At 67.9% G+C, this 18,912-nt stretch carries 18 protein-coding genes, 1 pseudogene and 1 riboswitch; of the genes and pseudogenes, 6 read left to right on the top strand and 13 right to left on the bottom strand.

Going from position 1 to position 18,912, the window contains the following annotated elements; translation table 11 throughout:
- Positions 1 to 63 precede the first annotated feature (63 nt).
- From ACPYOD_RS10375 to grxD, 4 genes are all read left to right on the top strand, one after another.
- Positions 64 to 1,317, top strand: a complete 1,254-nt coding sequence (locus ACPYOD_RS10375) for an aminotransferase class I/II-fold pyridoxal phosphate-dependent enzyme (protein WP_481301661.1) — start codon at positions 64 to 66, stop codon at positions 1,315 to 1,317.
- Positions 1,318 to 1,320: 3 nt separating this feature from the next.
- A complete protein-coding gene (locus tag ACPYOD_RS10370) occupies positions 1,321 to 1,929 on the top strand; it encodes an SGNH/GDSL hydrolase family protein (protein WP_481301660.1) in 609 nt (202 codons plus the stop codon).
- Between the two features lie 184 nt (positions 1,930 to 2,113).
- Positions 2,114 to 2,986 (top strand): UDP-2,3-diacylglucosamine diphosphatase, encoded by an 873-nt coding sequence (locus ACPYOD_RS10365; protein WP_481301659.1) that lies wholly within the window; start codon positions 2,114 to 2,116, stop codon positions 2,984 to 2,986.
- Between the two features lie 71 nt (positions 2,987 to 3,057).
- Complete coding sequence (grxD, locus tag ACPYOD_RS10360) at positions 3,058 to 3,966, top strand: Grx4 family monothiol glutaredoxin (RefSeq protein WP_481301685.1); 909 nt, start codon at positions 3,058 to 3,060, stop codon at positions 3,964 to 3,966.
- A 14-nt stretch (positions 3,967 to 3,980) separates the two neighbouring features.
- Here grxD and ACPYOD_RS10355 read toward each other — a convergent pair whose 3' ends face one another.
- The 13 genes and pseudogenes from ACPYOD_RS10355 to ACPYOD_RS10295 all read right to left on the bottom strand — a co-directional run.
- Positions 3,981 to 5,462, bottom strand: a complete 1,482-nt coding sequence (locus ACPYOD_RS10355) for a tetratricopeptide repeat protein (RefSeq protein ID WP_481301658.1) — start codon at positions 5,460 to 5,462, stop codon at positions 3,981 to 3,983.
- Between the two features lie 101 nt (positions 5,463 to 5,563).
- A complete protein-coding gene (locus ACPYOD_RS10350) occupies positions 5,564 to 6,283 on the bottom strand; it encodes an adenosylcobinamide-GDP ribazoletransferase (protein ID WP_481301657.1) in 720 nt (239 codons plus the stop codon).
- Positions 6,283 to 6,852, bottom strand: coding sequence for a histidine phosphatase family protein (locus tag ACPYOD_RS10345; protein WP_481301656.1), 570 nt, complete (start codon positions 6,850 to 6,852; stop codon positions 6,283 to 6,285). The genes ACPYOD_RS10350 and ACPYOD_RS10345 overlap by 1 nt, the downstream gene beginning before the upstream one ends.
- The gene (gene cobT, locus ACPYOD_RS10340) at positions 6,849 to 7,892 is read right to left on the bottom strand and encodes a nicotinate-nucleotide--dimethylbenzimidazole phosphoribosyltransferase (RefSeq protein WP_481301655.1); all 1,044 of its coding nucleotides are present in this window, start codon (positions 7,890 to 7,892) and stop codon (positions 6,849 to 6,851) included. Before cobT ends, ACPYOD_RS10345 begins: the two co-directional genes overlap by 4 nt.
- The gene (cobU, locus tag ACPYOD_RS10335) at positions 7,889 to 8,410 is read right to left on the bottom strand and encodes a bifunctional adenosylcobinamide kinase/adenosylcobinamide-phosphate guanylyltransferase (RefSeq protein ID WP_481301654.1); all 522 of its coding nucleotides are present in this window, start codon (positions 8,408 to 8,410) and stop codon (positions 7,889 to 7,891) included. The genes cobT and cobU overlap by 4 nt, the downstream gene beginning before the upstream one ends.
- Entirely contained in the window at positions 8,404 to 9,870 is a 1,467-nt protein-coding gene (locus tag ACPYOD_RS10330; protein WP_481301653.1) for a cobyric acid synthase, read from the bottom strand. Before ACPYOD_RS10330 ends, cobU begins: the two co-directional genes overlap by 7 nt.
- Positions 9,867 to 10,862, bottom strand: a complete 996-nt coding sequence (gene cobD, locus ACPYOD_RS10325; protein ID WP_481301652.1) for a threonine-phosphate decarboxylase CobD — start codon at positions 10,860 to 10,862, stop codon at positions 9,867 to 9,869. The genes ACPYOD_RS10330 and cobD overlap by 4 nt, the downstream gene beginning before the upstream one ends.
- Positions 10,855 to 11,751, bottom strand: a complete 897-nt coding sequence (gene cbiB / locus ACPYOD_RS10320; protein ID WP_481301651.1) for an adenosylcobinamide-phosphate synthase CbiB — start codon at positions 11,749 to 11,751, stop codon at positions 10,855 to 10,857. Before cbiB ends, cobD begins: the two co-directional genes overlap by 8 nt.
- Before the next feature lie 14 nt (positions 11,752 to 11,765).
- Positions 11,766 to 13,055 carry a cobyrinic acid a,c-diamide synthase CobB gene (locus tag ACPYOD_RS10315; RefSeq protein WP_481301650.1) on the bottom strand — a complete coding sequence of 430 codons (1,290 nt, stop codon included), beginning with the start codon at positions 13,053 to 13,055 and terminating at the stop codon, positions 11,766 to 11,768.
- Complete coding sequence (cobO, locus tag ACPYOD_RS10310) at positions 13,052 to 13,681, bottom strand: cob(I)yrinic acid a,c-diamide adenosyltransferase (protein WP_481301649.1); 630 nt, start codon at positions 13,679 to 13,681, stop codon at positions 13,052 to 13,054. Before cobO ends, ACPYOD_RS10315 begins: the two co-directional genes overlap by 4 nt.
- Positions 13,678 to 14,256: a hypothetical protein gene (locus ACPYOD_RS10305; RefSeq protein WP_481301648.1), complete on the bottom strand. Its 579-nt coding sequence runs from the start codon at positions 14,254 to 14,256 to the stop codon at positions 13,678 to 13,680. The genes cobO and ACPYOD_RS10305 overlap by 4 nt, the downstream gene beginning before the upstream one ends.
- 25 nt (positions 14,257 to 14,281) lie before the next feature.
- Positions 14,282 to 16,198, bottom strand: coding sequence for a TonB-dependent vitamin B12 receptor (btuB, locus tag ACPYOD_RS10300; RefSeq protein ID WP_481301684.1), 1,917 nt, complete (start codon positions 16,196 to 16,198; stop codon positions 14,282 to 14,284).
- Positions 16,199 to 16,278: 80 nt separating this feature from the next.
- A riboswitch (cobalamin riboswitch) is annotated at positions 16,279 to 16,508 on the bottom strand.
- A gap of 23 nt (positions 16,509 to 16,531) precedes the next feature.
- Positions 16,532 to 17,608 (bottom strand): annotated as a pseudogene (locus ACPYOD_RS10295) (acyltransferase family protein); the annotation flags it as partial.
- 134 nt (positions 17,609 to 17,742) lie between these two features.
- Here ACPYOD_RS10295 and ACPYOD_RS10290 point away from each other — a divergent pair.
- Both ACPYOD_RS10290 and ACPYOD_RS10285 read left to right on the top strand, forming a co-directional pair.
- Positions 17,743 to 18,543, top strand: a complete 801-nt coding sequence (locus tag ACPYOD_RS10290; RefSeq protein ID WP_481301647.1) for an SAM-dependent methyltransferase — start codon at positions 17,743 to 17,745, stop codon at positions 18,541 to 18,543.
- Between the two features lie 98 nt (positions 18,544 to 18,641).
- The gene (locus ACPYOD_RS10285) at positions 18,642 to 18,911 is read left to right on the top strand and encodes a hypothetical protein (RefSeq protein WP_481301646.1); all 270 of its coding nucleotides are present in this window, start codon (positions 18,642 to 18,644) and stop codon (positions 18,909 to 18,911) included.
- The last annotated feature ends 1 nt before the right edge of the window (position 18,912 follow it).

Genomic DNA, 18,912 nt, shown 5'->3' with positions numbered 1-18,912 from the left:
CCTCGTGGTGACGCTGCTAGGATCGGGGCACGAACGCCGGGAAGGGCCCGGCGCAGCCAGTGGATGCACGACGTGTCACCGATCAAGCCCAGCGCGCATCTCGCGGAAGTGCGCTACGAAATCCGCGGGGCGCTCACCCGCCGCGCACGCGACATGGAAGCGGCCGGCCAGCCCATCATCAAGCTCAACATCGGCAATCCCGGCCGTTACGGCTTCACCACGCCGCCGCACCTGCGCGAGGCCATCGGCGCGCACCTGATCGACAGCGAGGCTTACGGCCACGAACAAGGCCTGGAAGAAGCCCGCGAAGCCATCGTGGCCCAGCAGCGCGCGCGTGGGGCCAGCCACGTGGACGCCGAGCGCGTTTTCATCGGCAATGGCGTCAGCGAGCTGATCGACATCTCGCTGCGCGCCTTGCTCCAGCCGGGCGACGAAGTGCTGCTCCCCAGCCCTGACTACCCCCTGTGGAGCGCGGCGACGATCCTCAACGACGGCAGCCCGCGCTACTACCGCTGCCCCGCGGCGAACGGCCACCTTCCCGATCCCGATGAAATCGACGCCCTCGTCGGACCGCGCACGCGCGCCCTCGTGCTCATCAATCCGAACAATCCCACCGGTGCCGTCTATCCGGCGGCGCTCCTGGAACGCATCGTGGAGGTCGCGCGCCGGCACGGCCTGTTGCTGCTCTGCGACGAGATCTACGACGAGATCCTCTACGACGGCGCTCCGTTCCAGCCGCTTGCCGCCGTCGCCGGCGACCATCCGTGCGTAAGCTTCGGCGGCTTGTCCAAGGTGCACAGGGCCTGCGGTTATCGCGTGGGCTGGATGAGCCTTTCCGGCGACCCCGCACGCACCGCCGAATACCGCGACGCGTTGCAGCTGCTTGCCGCGCTGCGCCTGTGCGCGAACGTCACCGCACAGTGGGCCGTGCGCCCCGCCCTGCTCGACAAGCCGACCATCGGCGAACTCACGGCACCCGGCGGCCGCCTGCATGAAGCCCGCCGTATCGTACTGGAAGGCGTGGCGGCAAGTCCGTTCCTCGACGTGGTGGCGCCGGGCGGTGCCATCTACGCGTTCCCGCAGGTGCGGGCGGACGCCATCGCGCAGTTCGACGACACCGCCTTCGCGCTGCGCCTGCTGGAGGAGGAAAGCGTGCTGCTCGTTCCCGGCACCAGCTTCAACCTGTCCGCCAGCCGGCACCTGCGCCTTACGCTGCTGCCGGAGCCCGCGCAGCTCAGGGAAGTGTTCGTCCGTATCGATCGCGTGCTCGGCCGCATGGCCGCGGAAACGGCTCCTGCCGCCAGCGCGGTCGCCTGATCCATGGCGGCGACGTTCCTTGCCCTGGGCGACTCGTACACCATCGGCGAAGGCGTGGCGGAAGAAGGCCGCTGGCCCATGCAACTCGCGGCGCGGCTGCGCCAGCACGGCGTCGCCGTGGAAACGCCGTCGATCGTCGCCACCACCGGCTGGACCACCGACGAACTCTCGGCGGCGATGGATGCCGCCGCGCTGCTTCCCCGCTACGACCTCGTCACCCTGCTGATCGGTGTGAACAACCAGTATCGCGGGCGATCGGCGGCGGAGTACCGCGAGCAGTTCGTCGCCCTGCTCCACCGCGCCGTGGCGCTTGCCGGCGGTCCGCAGCGCGTGGTGGTCGTCTCCATTCCCGACTGGGGCGTCACGGCCTTCGCGGAAGGCCGCGACCGGACAGCGATCGCCCGCGACATCGACGCGTTCAACGCGGTCGCCCACGACGAAACCCTGCGCATGCGAGCGCGCTGGGCGGACGTGACGCCGGCCTCGCGCGAAGCCGGCGCGAAGCCCGGGATGCTGGTGGACGACGGGCTTCATCCCTCTGCCGCGCAGTATGCCAACTGGACGGATACCATCCTGCCCGAAGCCGAGGCCGCGCTGTCCACGCTCCCGTAGGAGCCGCTATAGCGGCGAGAAGCCCACGAAGCGGTGTAGCCGCTAGTTAGCCCGAGGCAAAACCCTCGCCGCTATAGCGGCTCCTACAGGGCGGCTTCGCAATATCTTTGCAATGCGCGCGCCATGACGCGGTTACCTCGCGTCCCGACACTGACGACCCGGGACAACCCCGGGAACCGACGCCATGGCGAAGCTCACCTGCCGCAGCGCCTTCATCTCCGACGTGCACCTCGGCACGCCCGATTGCAAGGCTGCATACCTCCTCGACTTCCTTCGCAGCGTCGATTGCGAGCGGCTTTACCTCGTCGGCGACATCGTCGACCTGGAAGCGCTCGCCAAACGTCACTGGTGGCATCCGGACCACACCGCCGTTCTCGCGGAATTCGTCGCGATGGCGGCACGCGGTGTCGAAGTGGTCTACATCCCCGGCAACCACGATTGCCAGATGCGCGGCCTCGTCGGCTCCAGTATCGCGGGCGTCCGGGTTGAACTGGACGCCATCCACGAGGGCGCGGACGGCCGCCGCTACCGGGTGAGCCACGGCGACGAGTTCGACCCCGAACACGTGGGCCGGCGCTGGATCGCCTGGCTGGGCGACACCCTGCACCGCTTCATCTGCTGGGCCAACCGCCGCGTGCATGCCGTGCGCTCGCGCCTGGAGCTGCCCTACCTGCCGCTGTCGATCATCCTGAAGTCCCATGTGGGCGCCGCGTTGGCGTACATCCGCGACTACGAGCAGCGCGTGGCCCGCGACGCGGTCGAGCGCGGGCTGGACGGTCACATCTGCGGGCACATTCACTTCGGCCACGTGCGGCCGATGGACGGCATCCTGTACCTGAACGACGGCGACTGGGTGGAGCATTGCACCGCGCTCGTCGAGGACTTCACAGGCGCCATGGAACTCATCCATTGGACCGACCGCGTGACGCCCCTGGGACGCGCCAGCCGGGAGACTGTGCTGCCCTCGCCCGAGGCCGTGCTGGGCTTCGCCCCGCTGGCCGACTGCCGGGCCGACCTGTCGGGACTGCGGGGCGCCCGGGTGCCCGTGCCCGGTTGAATCCCGGGGGAACGGGCCCATGTGCGAGGGATGCCGGTAAAATGGCCCCTTTCCCTCCCGCGGTGAACCCCATGGCCCTCGATACACCTACCCGCGAGCGCATTGAAGCCCTGCTCGGCCAGCACGACGTCGTGCTGTTCATGAAGGGCACGCGCCAGCAGCCGATGTGCGGATTCTCCGCCGCGGCGATCAACACCCTGAACGACGTGGTTCCCACCTACCACACGGTGAACGTGCTGGAAGATCCCGAGATCCGCGAGGGCATCAAGGAATTTGGCCAGTGGCCCACCATTCCGCAGCTCTATGTGAAGGGCGAACTCGTGGGCGGCTCGGACATCATCCGCCAGATGTACACCAGCGGTGAGCTCTACACCCTGTTCGGCGCCCCGGCGCCGGACCGCACTCCGCCGGAAATCACCATCACCGAGAAGGCCGCCGAGGCCATCCGCGGCGGCATGGCGAACGCGCAGGGCATGGCACTGCACCTGGAGATCGGCCCGGACCACAGCGCGGGTTTCCAGCTCGCTCCCGCCGGCGACCACGACATCGTGACCGTCGCAAGCGGCATCGAAGTGCATTTCGACCCGGGCAGCGCGGCGCGCGCCAAGGGCATCGTCATCGACTGGGTTTCCACCGTGCAGGGCGAAGGCCTCAGCCTCAAGTTCCCCGGTGCCGTCGAGATCGGCTCGCTGAGCGTGCACGAGTTGAAGGCCAAGCTCGATGCCGGTGATGTGGTGCTGGTCGACACGCGCCAGGCACACCACCGCGCGGTGGTCGCACCCATCGACGGTGCGCGCATCCTGGAGAACGAAGGCTACGAGGCCCTGGCCCAGTTGCCGAAGGACACGCCCATCGCCTTCATCTGCAACGTCGGCGCCTCCAGCCGCGCCGCGGCCGAGCGTTTCGCGGCGCACGGCTTCACGCAGCTGTTCAATGTCGAAGGCGGCATGGATGCGTGGATGCGCGAAGTAGGCGCGTAAGCGCCCACCCTCCGCTACCGTACGGCCTCCGCCGCTTTCTCACCGCGCAGGCCACCGGCGCGGCCGGGGGACTGGGTGAGCGCGCTCTTGAACGCCGCAAGCGCCGGCCCCGGCAGCTTCTGCGCCAGCAGCAGTTCGCCGAGTTGTTCGCGCGCCGGGACGATAGGTCCCGGCGTTACCGGACGTTTCTCGACCCTGTCTTCCCGCTCGGCGGCGTCGGTCATCAGGGCCACAGCCGCCGAGGCGTCGCCGCTGGCTTGCGCGGCCCATGCCTTCACCTCGGAGGCGAGGACGCCGGTCTGTACTGACCAGTAGTCGTCGCCCGATGTCTTGAGTTGGGCCTCGATCTGGTCGAGGCGGGTTGCCTGGGAGCGGGCCTCGTCGGGATGGCCGGTGCGCGCGAGGCCGATCCCCTTGGCCCATACCGCAATGGCGACGACGGACGACGGAGCGCCCGTGGGTGGTGCTATCTCTGCCGCTTCGTTCCATCGCCCTTGCTCGACCACTTCGCGAATCGGCATGGCGGTCACCGGATAGGCGACCCCGAAGTCGTCCATGTCCAGGCCGCGCATGGTCTTCAGTTCGCCGATGACTTCTCGCGCCTCACGGTCGCGGCCGGTCTGCATATAGGCGTAAACGAGGTAATCCATGGCGTGCACCTGGCCCATGGTGTCGCCTCGCTCGTGCGCAGCCTTCTTCGAAGCAAGGTTGGACCGGATCGAATCGTCCCACAGTCCGAGCCGGGTGAAGATGTGCGACGGCATGTGCAACGCATGCGGCGCCGACGGCGCGATGCCCGCGTATTTTCTCGCCGCTGGCAGACCGCGTTGCGCCAGCTCGGCGCTGTCACAGGCATGAATCAGGTAGTGCGCGATGCCGGGATGATCGGGATGCGCGCGGAACAGCGGGTCGAGAATGGCGATGGCCTGCTTCTGCTTCGCGTGCGTCTTGTCGGTCATCGAAGCGTTGGACAGCAGGGCCACCGCGTAGAACACCTGCGCCTCGACGTCCTTGGGATTGTGGCGCGCGACACCGGCCATCGCCTGTTCGTAGGCGAGCGTGCGCTGCGCGGCCTTGACGTTGCCGCCTGCATAGAGCTGTCCGAGCGCCTGGATGTATGCCCGCTCGCGCGGCGACGCATTCGCCGCCAGGCGCGCCGCCGTCTTGGCTTCCGCCTGTCCGCGAGCGAAGGTTTCCGGCGGAAGAGCGGGCGACCACACCGGATGGAAGAAAACCATCGCGATGCCCCAATGACCCATGGCGCATGCCGGATCCTTCGCCACGACGTCCTCGAAGGCTTGGCCGGCCGCGGCATAGGCGAAGGAGTGCAGGAGGGCGACGCCGCGATCGAAGGGCTTCTGCACCGAGGGTGCGCAGGTGATGGGAAACGACACGTCGCCCAGCTTCTCGGGGACGCCATGGTCGTGCATCTCCTGGGCCTGGGCGGCAGATGCCACGAGTAGCGATACGGCGAGGATGCGCAGGAAACCGGTCATGCCAGACTCCGTTTGATGGGCGTCGCGTGCCCGCGGAACGTTGGAATGTACGCCTGTCCCGCACGCGTGCCCATCGGCAGGATGGCCGATGGCGCTTTCGGTCATTGCCGCGAGACGAGGACGATCAGGGTAGCGGCTTCCACGAGTTCGACCAGGGCGCCGGCCGTGTCGCCGGTAAAGCCTCCGAGCCTGCGCACGACGGCACGTCGCCATAGCCAGCCCATGGCGACGGCGGCGGCGAGTGCAAAGATGCCGGCCGCGCCGAAAATGAGCGACGTCGACGCGGCCAGCACGATCGCCACACGGCAGCCGGCCGCGGGCGCGCCTCGCAAGGGATCGCCGAGACCGCCGGCGCGCACGTAAGGCGTCGTCAGGAACCACGCGACGATCGCGGTACGGCCCAGCAACGGCGGCAACAACAGCAGCCACGGATCGGCCAGCGTCGCGAGTGCCGAGAACTTCAGCAGCAACACCAGCACGAGCGAGACGACGCCGGCCGGTCCGCTGCGCGGGTCCTTCATGATCGCCAGCGTGCGTGCACGATCGCCGAGGCCGCCGATCCAGGCGTCTGCGCTGTCGGCCAGGCCGTCGAGATGCAGCGCGCCGGTCAGGGCGACCCAGGCAACGAGCACGACGGCCGCCGCCGGAAGCGCGTGAAGCACGCCCGACAGCAGTGTTGCGGCTCCCACCAACAGCATGCCAAGCACGAGACCCACCAGGGGGTACCACTTGAGCGAACCGGCCAGCGTACCCGGCAGGGTTTCGATCCGGGGGACCGGGAGGCGCGTCAGGAAACCGAAGGCGATGGCGAGGCCCCGCATTACGTGGCCGACGCTTCAGGCGCGGTGGCGACGGACCGCCATGCGAGCGGATGCAGCGAGGCATGCGGCACGTCGATGCCCGCCATGTCGCCGAAATCGCGCCCTTCGGCGACGCAGCGCAGCAGGCGGATTGCGCCACCGTGCGTCACGACCAGCACGCGCGCCGTCGCCGCTTCCAGGGCAATGTCGTCGAGCGCTTCCGAGAGCCGTGCGCGAAACGCCGCGAACGTTTCGCCGCCCGGCGGTGGACAGGCGACCGGGTCACGCCAGAAATGCCCCAGTGCCTCGCCGTCGCGTTCCGCGATGGTCTCGATGGGCACGCCTTGCCATACGCCGAAATGGTATTCGACGAGTCGGGTATCCACGCGCAACGGCAGGCCGCGCCGTTCCGACAACTCCGTCGCGAAAGCCGCGCAACGCGAAAGCGACGACGACACCACGCGGTCCCATGTCGTCCCTTCCACCGCATCGCGCAACTGCCGCCAGCCGAGTTCCGACAGCGGATCGTCCAGTTGTCCGCGATAGCTGCGCTGGGCCGTGTCACCATGCCGCAACAGGTGGATGCTCATGCTTGGGACACTCCCGCTTCGGCAAACGTCGCCATCGAACCGTGCAGGGCGCAGGCGAGCCGCAGCAGCGGAACCGCCATTGCCGCGCCACTGGCTTCCCCGAGGCGTAGCTGCAGGTCGAGCAGGGGCTCGGCCGCCAATGCCTCGAGCACGCGCGCATGGCCACGCTCGTGCGAGCGGTGCGCGAAGATCAGCCATGGTCGCGCGTCGGGACGCAGCGCCACCGCGGCGAGAGCCGCCACGCTGGCAATGAAGCCGTCGACGACGACCGGCAAGCCGCGCTGCGCGGCGGCGACGAACGCACCAACGAGAGCCGCGATCTCGAATCCACCCAACCGGCGCAGCCGTTCGCGCGGTGTGGCGGCGTCCACATGCTGCTCCAGGGCCCGGGCAATCACGCGCGACTTGTGCGCAATGCCATCGGCATCGAGACCCGTACCCGCCCCGCTCAAGGCCTCCGGCGCCTCGCCGAGCAGCGCACACGCAAGCGCGGCGGCGGCGGTCGTATTGCCGATGCCCATTTCGCCGCCGATGTAGATGTCCGTACCCGCGGCGACCGCATCGGCGACGCTTGCGACACCCGCGGCCAATGCGGCATCGAGTTGCACCTCGGTCATCGCAGGTTCGATGCAGAAGTTGGCGGTGGAAGCGGCGACGACATGGCGGCGTACCCCAGGTATCTCGCCCGGATCGTTCACCGTGCCGAGGTTCACCACCTCGAGCGTGGCTTGCAGTTCGCGCGCAAGGACGGCGATCGCCGCACCGCCTCCCGCGAAGTTGCGCAGCATCTCGCCCGTTACCGCCTGCGGGAATGCCGAGATGCCTTCCGCCGCCACGCCATGGTCTGCCGCGAACACGGCGATGCGCACTCGCGTGGCCCATGGCCGCACGCTGCCTTGCAGGCCAGCGAGCTGGATCGCCAGCGTCTCGAGCCTGCCGAGGGAGCCCGGCGGCTTAGTGAGCGTTCCCTGCCGTGCCGCGGCGGCATCGGCGGCGGCCTGGTCCGGTACGCGGCAAGGCGCCGCGAGCCAGTCGTTCATGGAAGCGTTCCTTTGAGGGTGAGGGGCAAGCCCGCGGCGACGAACACGACGCGGTCGCACCGCTGCGCGAGGGCTTGGTGGAGACGTCCCGCTTCGTCGACGAAGCGGCGCGTGAGTTCGCCCAGCGGCGTGATGCCGAGGCCGACTTCGTTGCTTACGAAGCAGATCTCGCCGGGAAGCGTCGCGATCGCACTCAGCAGCGCGTCGCGCTCCGCGTCGAAGCGCGATGACTCCCGCATGCCGAGGAGATTGGAAAGCCACAAGGTGAGGCAATCGACAAGGAGGAAGCAATCGTCGCGCGCGTGGCGGATCAGCGTGTCGGCGAGCGCGAGCGGTTCTTCGACAAGGCCCCATGCCACCGGACGGCGCGATCGGTGGTGCGCGATGCGCGCGTCCATCTCGCCGTCGAGCGCCTGCGCGGTGGCGATGTAGAGCACGTCACGGCCGCTCTCGATGGCGAGACGTTCGGCCAGGGCGCTTTTTCCCGAGCGTGCGCCGCCGAGGATCAGGCTCAGCATGCCGACAGTCCGAAGAGCGTGGCGAGCATCGCGGTGTCCATATGGGCGTCGACGGTGTCGGCGAGACGATCGAGGGTGGCCTCGCGCAGGGCGTGGATGTCCAGCGGTGCCGCGCGGTCGAGGCCGGCTTCGCCGAGCAGGGCTGCAAGCGCTTCCGGTCGGTCGAAGAGGCCGTGCAGGTACGTGCCGAGCACGCGGCCGTCCTCGGACCGCGCGCCGTCGCTGCGGCCGTCGTCCAGTTGCACCGCAGGGCAACCCATGCCCGTCCCGGTGCTCACGCCGCAATGGATTTCGTAACCGGAGACCTCCGCCCCACCGGATGCAAGGCGGCCTCGGACGTTGCGCAGTTGTTTCGTCGGCGCCAGCGTCGTCTCAAGCTCGAGCAGGCCCAGGCCTTCCTCCGAACCGGCAGCGCCTTCGATGCCCTCGGGATCGTGCACGGCGCGGCCGAGCATCTGCATGCCGCCACAGATGCCTATCACCCTGCCGCCGTAACGAACGTGGCGAAGGATCGCCTTGTCCCAGCCTTGGGCGCGAAGCCATGCGAGATCCGCGCGCGTCGACTTGGAACCCGGCAGCACCACGAGGTCGCAGGCGGGAAACGTCTCTCCGGGGCCAACGAACAGACAGTCCACATCCGGATGCAGGCGCAGCGCGTCGAGGTCGGTGTGATTGCTGATGCGCGGCAGCGCCGGGACGGCCACGCGCAGGCGCGCGCCTTCTTTCGCTTCGCGGGACCGTGGCAGCGCATCCTCCGCCTCGAGCACCAGTCCGTGCAGGTAGGGAAGCACGCCGAGTACCGGCTTCCCGGTCTCCCGTTCGAGCCAGTCGAGTCCCGGCTGCAGCAGCGCGATGTCGCCGCGGAAGCGATTGACGACGAAGCCGACGATCCGCGCCCTCTCGCTCTCCGACAGCAGGGCCAGCGTGCCGACCAGGTGAGCGAAAACACCGCCGCGATCGATGTCGGCGACGAGGATCACCGGACAGTCGACCGCCTCCGCATAACCCATGTTGGCGATGTCGCGGTCGCGCAGGTTGATTTCCGCGGGGCTGCCCGCGCCCTCGACCACGACGGCGTCATACCGCTCGACCAGGCGGGCGTGTGAGGCCAGCACGGCGTCCATCGCCACGCGCTTGTACGCGTGGTAGCCCACGGCATCCATGTTCCCTACCGCGTGGCCATGCACGATCACTTGCGCGCCCGTGTCGCTGTTGGGCTTCAACAGCACGGGATTGAAATCGGTGTGCGGGGCGACGCCCGCCGCGTGCGCCTGCACGGCCTGCGCGCGGCCGATTTCGCCGCCGTCGACGGTCACGGCGGAATTGAGCGCCATGTTCTGCGGCTTGAACGGAGCGACGGCCACGCCACGGCGGCGCAGCCACCGGCAGAGAGCGGCCACGACGGTGCTCTTGCCGGCGTCCGAGGTACAGCCCTGAACCATGACGACGCGCGCGCTCATCCCAGCACCTCCGCGAGGGCGCGGTCGAGGCGCGAGAAGGCGGCGTCATCGCCAGGCAGGCCGAAGCGAAGGGCTTGCGGGTAATCGAAGTGGCGTACGAGGATAGCCTGCTCGGCCAGTGCGCGCTGCAGCGCGCGTGCCTCGGCATGCACGCAGTAATGGAAGAACTCGCAGCCACCGGCAGGCGACAGGCCATGCTTCGTCAGGAGTTTCGCCAGTCGCGACGAAGCCTCGCACAGCCACGCGCGCGCCGACGCATGCCACGCGTGGTCGGACAGCGCCTGCGCCACGACATGGCGTGTGGGACCCGTCAGCGTCCAGGGCCCAAGCGTTTCCGCCAATGCGTCGAGCAAACCGGGCCACGCGACGACGAAGCCGGCCCGCGCGCCGGCCAGCCCGAAGAACTTTCCGACCGAACGCAGCACGATGATTCCGTCGCACACGTGGGGTGCGAGACTCTGCTCCGGCCGCACGTCGATGAACGCCTCGTCCACGACGAGCCACGGCCTTTCTGTGGGAGCCGCTTCAGCGGCGATGGGGGCTTGCAGTGCCAGGAGGGATGCAATGTCCGCGGAGTCACCCGTCGGGTTGTTCGGACGGATCAGCACCACGACATCGAATTCGTCCACGCGAGCCAGCAGGCCGTCCATCGGCAACGTCGTCACGTCATGCCCTGCCAGCCGCCATGCGTGTGCATGTTCGGCGTATCCCGGCTCGACCACTGCCACGCGCGATCGCCCCCGCAGGCGCGGCAGCGCGGCAAGGGCCGCCTGCGAACCGGCGACGGGCAAGACATGTCGCGCGCCGTAGTAGGCGCGTGCCGATTCGGCCAGGGCATCGTCGTCTTCCGGCAAGCGATGCCAGGCCGAGGCGGGGATCGACGGCACGGGCCACGCATGCGGGCTCACTCCGGTGGAGAGATCCAGCCATGCCTCGCGCGGGATGCCATATTCGCGAACCGCGCGGCCGAGCCGACCGCCGTGCTCAAGCATGGGCCGCCACTCCGCCGGCGATCGCAGCCGCAACCGCAACCCACGCAACGACGCCGCGGTCCACGAGCCTTAGCGCCCGCACGATATCGTTTCCATCGGGTGGATCGCCTTCGCCAAGGTCGGGCCGTGCTTCCCACCGGCCGTGGTACGGCGCGGCGCCACCCAGCCGCACGTCGAGCGCACCCGCGCCCGCCGCCATCACCGGGCCGGCATTGGGGCTGTCCCACGATGGTGCCTGCTTGCGCCAGCAACGAATGCCTGTCGTGAAGTGGCCCATGCACGCATAGGTGAATGCCGTAAGACGCGCCGGCACATAACCGAGCACATCGTCCGCGCGCGCGGCCGCCCAACCGAAGCGCTCATAGCGTGGCGTGCGGTAACCCCACATCGCATCCAAAGTGTTGGCCAGCCGAAAAAGCAGCACGCCGGGGCCGCCCAGCAGCGCGAACCAGAACAACGCGCCGAATACCGCATCGTGTCCGTTTTCGAGCACGGATTCCGTCGCGGCGGCGGCGACCTTCGTGACATCGAGCGCTTCGGTATCGCGACTCACCATACGACCCACCGCACACCGCGCGGCATCGAGGTCACCATCGGCCAGCGCTTGCGCCACCGGCCGCGCATGATCGCCGAGGCTGCGCCGGCCGAGGGCGAAATAGGCCGCCAGTACGTCGATCGCAAAGACCGCGGCCGCGGGCAATGCAGAGCGCAGCAGGCAGAACAACGTCACGGGAACGAGTACGGCCACACCCCATGCAAGGACACCGGCACCGCGCGCATCGGCGTAAAGCCGTTGTTCCAGCGCAATGGCGAAACGACCGAATCCGATCAGCGGGTGGTAACGGCGCGGTTCGCCCAGGATCGCGTCCAGCAAGAGCGCCGCGAGCATTCCCAGCGCTATCGTCATGGCAGGAAGAGGCGCGAGGCGGCGTCTGCGTTCGATGGAAAGTAGAAGTGCACGAAGCTCGCCGTCATGCGACCGCGCCGATACACGCTTTCCGCCGTGGGTCCGCCGTGCGGATTCGTGGCCACGGCCAGGGGCTCGGCATGCACGTCGGCTTTTGCGTAGTGGAAAGAGTGGCCCCGCAGTGTGCCTTCGGGAAGCCGTACTTCCTGCATGCCTAGCGCGGCCATGCGCGGTTGCATCTTCGCGTTGCCCGGCAGCAGACCGGCCATCGCGCCCTGGCGGCCGTCGCGATCGGCCAGGCTGTCCAGCGCATAGAGCAAACCGCCGCATTCGGCTAGCAAGGGTTTCCCGGCCGCGACATGCGCGTGCAGGTCGCGGCGCAGCCCCTGGCCGTTCTCGAGTGCGCCGATGTGCAGTTCAGGATAGCCGCCTGGCAGCCACACGGCATCGCATGCAGGCAAGGACTCACCGGCGACCGGCGAGAAGAACGCCAGCGACGCGCCAGCCGCGCGCAGAGTGTCGAGGTTGGCCGGATAGATGAAGGCGAACGCCGCATCGCGTGCTATGGCGATGCGTACTCCTTCAAGCAGGCGCTGGGACGTCGCGACCGGCGGTGCGGCGAACGCCACGGCCGGCGGAAGCACCCTCACGCCTTGCGCGATCCACGCATTCGCAAGTGCGTCCAGGCGAGCGTCGATATCTACCAGTTCGCCCGCCGCGACCAGGCCGAGGTACCGTTCCGGCAACGCCATGGCGGTATCGCGCGGCAGCGCCCCATACCAGTCGATGCCCGGGGGCAGGCTGTCGCGGAGCAGGCCGGCGTGATACGTGCTGCCAACGCGATTGGCGAGGACTCCGCTCAGCGACACATCCGTGCGATAGCCGGCGAGCCCATAGGCGAGCGCGCCGAAGGTCTGCGCCATGGCGCTGCCATCGATCACGGCCAGCACCGGAAGGCCGTGCGTGACCGCGAGATCGGCACTCGACGGCGATCCGTCGAACAGGCCCATGACGCCCTCGACCAGGATGAGGTCCGCTTCGCCGGCGGCCTCATACAGCCTGAGGCGCACGTCATCCTGGCCGCCCATCCAGGGATCGAGCTGGTACACCGGTGCACCGCTCGCACGCTCGAGGACCATCGGATCGAGGAAATCGGGACCCGTCTTGAACACGCGGACGCGGCGTCCCTGTCGCGAATGCGCGCGTGCCAGCGCCGCTGTGACACTCGTCTTGCCCTGCCCCGAGGCGGGAGCGGAAACGAGCAGCGCGGGGCAATGGCGGATCACAGCTCCACGCCCTTCTGTGCACGAATGCCCGCCTGGTAGGCGTGCTTGACCACGCGCATCTCGGTAACCGTATCGGCCGCCTCGACGAGGGCATCGGGCGCGCCGCGGCCGGTGACCACCACGTGCTGTCGTTCGGGTCGCGTGGCGAGCGCATGCAGCACACGGTCGAGCGGTATGTAGTTTTTCACGAGGGCGATATTCAGTTCGTCGAGCAGCACGAAGTCATATGACGCATCCCCCAGCATGCGCTCCGCCTGCCGCCACGCGGCCATGGCCGCTTCGATGTCGCGCGCCTTGTCCTGGGTTTCCCAGGTATAGCCCTCGCCCATCACGTGGTAGTCCAGCGGACCGTCCTCGAACATGCGGAAAAACGCCTCCTCGCCGGTGGAGAAACTGCCCTTGATGAACTGCACCACGCCGCAGCGGAAGCCGTGACCGAGCGACCGCGCCAGCATACCGAAGCCCGACGAACTCTTGCCCTTGCCGTTGCCGGTATTCACGACCAGTACGCCGCGATCGATCGTGGCCCGCGCGATGCGGCGGTCGATCAACTCCTTCTTGCGGCGCATGCGGTCGCGATGACGCGCGTCCTCGTCCATATCCTGCCACGGCGTGGTGCCGGTCATGCCCGCGCGGTCCGATCGTCTGCACGAGGCGCGAAACGGAACACCAGAGCCTGGACCACCTGCGCAACGAGGACATAGCCCGCCGCGGCACGGACGAACAACGGCGCCCACTGGGCGAAGCGTTGCACGTATTGCGTCACGTTGGGATCCGTGTAACGCCCGCCCAGCCAATAGAAAGCACCGTTCGACACCGCGTACGACAGCGTGGCACTCACCAGCAATCCGGCGAACACCAAGACATGCGATGCGAGGCTTCCGTCATAGCGCGGCGCAAGCAAGCGTCCGGCGTACCAGAGCACGGCATAGGCGAGAGGCAGGAACGAATACGCGATCGTGATGCAGAAGTCGCTCACCCCTGCATAGCTCACCGAATACCAGTCGATCAGCACCGCAAGGACGACGAAGCCAAGGAAGGCCAGGTGCTTGCGCAGATAAATACCGCCGAGGAAGAACAGCGCCATGGAGGCATCCGGCAGGTGCAGGGCATCGCCGAAGTGGTTGAAACGGGTCGCGATCATGATCATGGCGAAGATCGCGGCGACGGCGGTGAACATCGGGCGGGACAGAGGTTTCATGGCGGAATCTCCCAGGGTGGGCGGATCAGGAACGCGGCTGGTAGCGCAGCGTCAGCAGCCAGTTGCGGCCGGGCTGGTTGAAGTAGCGGGCGGTCTCGTAGTGGCGGTCGAACACGTTGTTCGCCGACAGCTCCACCTTCCAGGCATCCGCGAAGGCATAGGCGGCGCGCAGGTCGGTGAGGGCGTAACCGCCGAGGCGATTCGCATTCGCGGTGTCGTCGTAGCGATAGCTGAAGCCCGACACGCTCGCACCGAGACTCAAAGGACCGAAACTGCGGTCCACATCGATGTGCGCCGTGCGGCGCGCGCGGCGCGGAAGCAGGTTGCCGTGCGTCGGGCCGTCGCTCTCGTCCTCCGGTTGCAGCCATGTGGCGTTGCCCGACAGGCGCCAGTCGCCCAGCGTCGTATCCCCCGCCAGTTCGACGCCACGGATGCGCGATTGCGCGATGTTGTTCGCACCGCCAAAAGGGAAAAGCGGGCCGCTGAGGCTCGAATCGAAGACGATCAGGTTGTCGATCTTGTTCTGGAAAGCATTGACCGACCAGCTGCCCCAGCCCGGCGTGCCGCGCAGCCCGAGTTCCCAGTTGCGCGAGGTCTCGGGGCCAAGTTCCGGATTGCCGTACTCGGGGTAATACAGGTCGTTGAACGTGGGTGCCTTGAATGCCGTGCCGTAGCTGCCGGTTACGCGGAGGGTCTTCGTCAGCGCGTAGCCGTACTGGAGGCTGCCGGTGGTCTTGCCGCCGAACTGGCTGTTCTCGTCGCGACGCAGGCTGCCTTGCACGGAGCTGTCGCCGAATTCGCCCTGCCACTGCGCGAACAGCGCGTGGTTGCGGCGCGCGTCGACGAGGTAGTCGGTATTGCCGACCACGCGGTCACGCTGCCAGTCGAAGCCCAACGTGGTGAGCCCGGCGCCACCGGACACGCGGCCGATGTCCGCCTGGACCGAGGCGACATCGCGGTGCGTGTTGAAGGTATCGGCGTAGGTGCCGTCTTCGTAATCCGTGGAGAGATCTTCGCTGCGACCCAGGTTGGCTGTGACCACCACATCCTGTGCCGGCTTGTAACGCACCCGCCCGCCGAGTACCTGCGTTGCCGATTCGGCGAAGTTGCTGCTGGTGCCGTCGTAATGATTGCGGCCTTCGGTGCGCGTGGCGCTCGCGTCGGCGTCCCATTGCTCGTCGAAGCGCCAGCCGCCCTTCAGGGACAACGCGTTGTTGCGGTAGCCGTCCTTGTCCGGTTCGTACGTGAAGCAACCGCCGCCACGTGGACTGGGTTTGCCGCGACAGGCATTGATGCCGTCGGTCTGGTCGTGGCTGGCTTCCACCGAATACCAGCCCTGTGTACCACGGCCCGCGAAACCTGCGGAACCGCGCAAGGTGTCGTAACTGCCCACACCTACGGAGAAGTTCGGCACGAAGGCGCCTTGCGGGTGACGCGTGAAGATCTGGATGACGCCACCGAGTGCATCGGAGCCGTACAGGCTGGAGTACGGACCGCGCACGATCTCGATGCGCTCGATCTGGTCGACGGGGATGTCCTGGAAAGCGGCGGTCCCGGACGTTGCCGAACCTACCTTCACGCCATCGACCAGCACGAGTACGTGGTCGGCTTCGGTGCCGCGCATGAACACGGAGGTGGCCTTGCCGGGGCCGCCGTTGTTGGCGATCGAGACGCCGGGCGTGCGGCCCAGCAGGTCGGCCAGCGAGCGCGGCTGCAGGCGCTCGATCTCGGCGCGGTCGATCACCGTCGAGGCGGCAAGTACCTGGTTCAGGGACTGCTCCGTGCGGCTGGCGGTAACCACTACCGAATCCATGTCGGTGGAAGTGGCGTCCGCGAACGACACGGCCGGCACGAGGAAAACCGTCGCGATGGCGACCGCGAGGATGGAAGAACGAAACGACACGTGGTGACTCCCTGCTGACCGCGCCAACCCGCGCGGCATGAATGGCGAGGGACGGGTGCAGGGAAACGCGGGATGCCGGCGGCGAGAGGCGACGGCCACCCACGACATGGCCCTCCGCCTGTCCGGTGTACCTCGAGGCCGGTCTCCGGGCTTGCGAGCGCAGGGATTGCCTGCCGGACGGCGCCTTCCCATGCCCATGGGCACAGTGGCTGGATGCCGACCTCTTGCTCGCCTACCGTTGCGGGGGCAGCTCCGGAATGGCGGCGGCATGGAGACCGCGCGCGTCACCGGATTCCCGTTTCAATCCGCGGCGCTGACGCCTTGGATCACCTTGGGCGGCGACAGTGTAGCCGAAGCGGGGGCGCGGCGGTCACGCCACCGCAGGAACGTGCGCTCCACGGTGTAGTGCAGCAGCGCACCCCCGGCGAGGGTCGCTGCGGCGAAGATGCCGAAACGCAGGTAGCGGTGGTCCAGCAGATAGCCGTCCAGATGTCTTTCCACCAGGGCGAAGACGAGCTTATGGCTGAGATAGAGGCTGTAAGAGGCACGCGCCAGCCAGCCGGCACCGGGAATGTCGAGCCGCGTCAGCCAGGTACCGCCGCTGCCCGCCACCACGAACGCGGCCATCGCCAGCGAGAGCAGCGGGTAGCCGATCACGCACGGCCAGAATGCCGTGCGCGCTCCGTCGAACAGCACGAGCGACGCGACCAGCAGGATCGATCCGATCGCCAGCACGGCGGCCGCGCGTGCCTGCATCCATGCCATCGCCGCCGGCCGGTACACCCGGCATGCCGCGAGGACGATGCCGGCCATCAGGCCATCGAGGCGCGACCACGTCGGGTAATAGAGATGCCGTAGGTATGCCAGCCCATCGTTGCCGCCGCTCGCCCGGACAGGAGCGACGGCGTGCGTCCACAGCCAGGCCCGCAGCAGCATGCCGCCGACGACCACGACGGCGCACACGGCGGCAAACGTCCATGCCGAAGGACGCCGCATGAGGACAAAGGCAAGGAACGGGAACGCAAGGTAGAAATGCTCTTCGACGCATAGCGACCACACGTGCGAGAAGGCGTAGTTGTCGCTGTTGTCGAACAGGAGGTTGAAGGTGAAGGTCGGGAATTGCCACAACGGCTGCATGCCGGGTGTTTCGCGCCAGTCCGGCGCCAGGGCATAGATCGCGAACACGACGAAGAACGCCGGCAGGATGCGCACGACGCGTCGTCGATAGAAATCGGCGACGCCGATGCGGCCCGTGTCGCGCAGCGACTTCATCACTTGCGAACCGATCAGGTAACCGCTGAGCACGAAGAACAGGTCCACGCCCATCCATCCCGATCGCTCGAGGGCACCGAACCCGTCGCCGAGCCCACCGACGTAGACGCTGTGGAACAGCATCACCCACACGATCGCGATGGCGCGGAGCGTGTCCAGTCCTGGTGTCCTGCGCATCGGTGTCCTCCCCTGTCGGTGGCGCGATGTTCGGCCCTCCTGGGGACACGCCAAGGCGCGGATCGTGGCGTTTTCCGGGCAATGCGTCCGTCTCTCCGCGAACCGGTAAGATCCCGGGAGGGAATCGCGGGGGTATGACAATGACGGACGCGGTGCGTGGCTCGCTCACTTGTGTGGGCGTCGGGATGACCCTCGGCTCCCACCTCACGCCGTTGGCGCGCAGCCATATCGAGTCGGCCGACGTGGTCTTCGTCGGCGTCTCCGACGGCTTGGTGGAACAATGGGTGCGACGAATGCATGGCGACGTGCGCAGCCTGCAGGCCTTCTACGCCGACGGCAAGCCGCGCCAGGCCACGTACCGCGAGATGGTGGATGCCATGCTCGCCGAGGTCCGTGCCGGACGCCGGGTCTGCGGCGTGTTCTACGGCCATCCGGGTGTCTTCGCCCAGGCGCCGCACGAGGCGGTCGCACGCGCGCGCGAAGAGGGTTATGCCGCGCGCATGGAACCGGGGGTGTCTTCCGAGGATTGCCTGTACGCCGACCTGGGCGTCGATCCGGGCCGGGTCGGCTGCCAGCACTTCGAGGCCACGCAGTTCATGCTCAACCGCCGCGCGGTCGATCCGTCCGCGTGGCTGATCCTCTGGCAGGTCGGCATCGCCGGCGACCTCAGCGGTGGACGGTTCGAAACCGATGCGCGCCGCATAGCCGTGCTTGTCGACGTGCTGTCCCGGCACTATGCGCCTGAGCACGAAGTGGTGGTGTACCGGGCGGCCACCCTTCCCTTCCAGGAAGCACGGATCGATCGCGTGACGCTTGCTGCCCTGCCCGGGGTGCCCCTTGGCATGGCGGATACGCTGGCGGTGCCGCCATGCCGCCCCCTGCAGCCCGACCCCGAGGTTCGCAGGCGCCTGGCCGCGTTGGATGCCGAAACCTGAACGAAACCTCTTAACCGGCTGGCGTTCCGGTCGCGCTATGATCGAAAGGCGTGCGGCCACCGGGGAGGTGTACGGCGCCACCAAACCAGGGGACACAGATGTCGAACGTTATCGATTTTCTCGAGCGCATGGGCGCCAGCTCGGCCTTGCGCACCGCAAACCCGGACCAGCTCGCCAAGGAACTGACCGCCGCTTCGGTCGATGCCGAACTGGCTGCCGCCATCCTCGCCGGCGACGATACCTCGCTGCGCGTCAGGCTCGCGCCGGGCAAGTTCTACGGCATCCAGCTCGAAGAGCAGCCGGAAAAGCAGGAACAGGAGCCCGAGGAAGACGAAGCATCGATCCGCTTCGCGCAGCGCAAGGCGTAAG

This window comes from Luteibacter sp. HAY1-4A, assembly GCF_056755355.1.
This window is presented reverse-complemented; position numbering and strand designations above follow the sequence as displayed.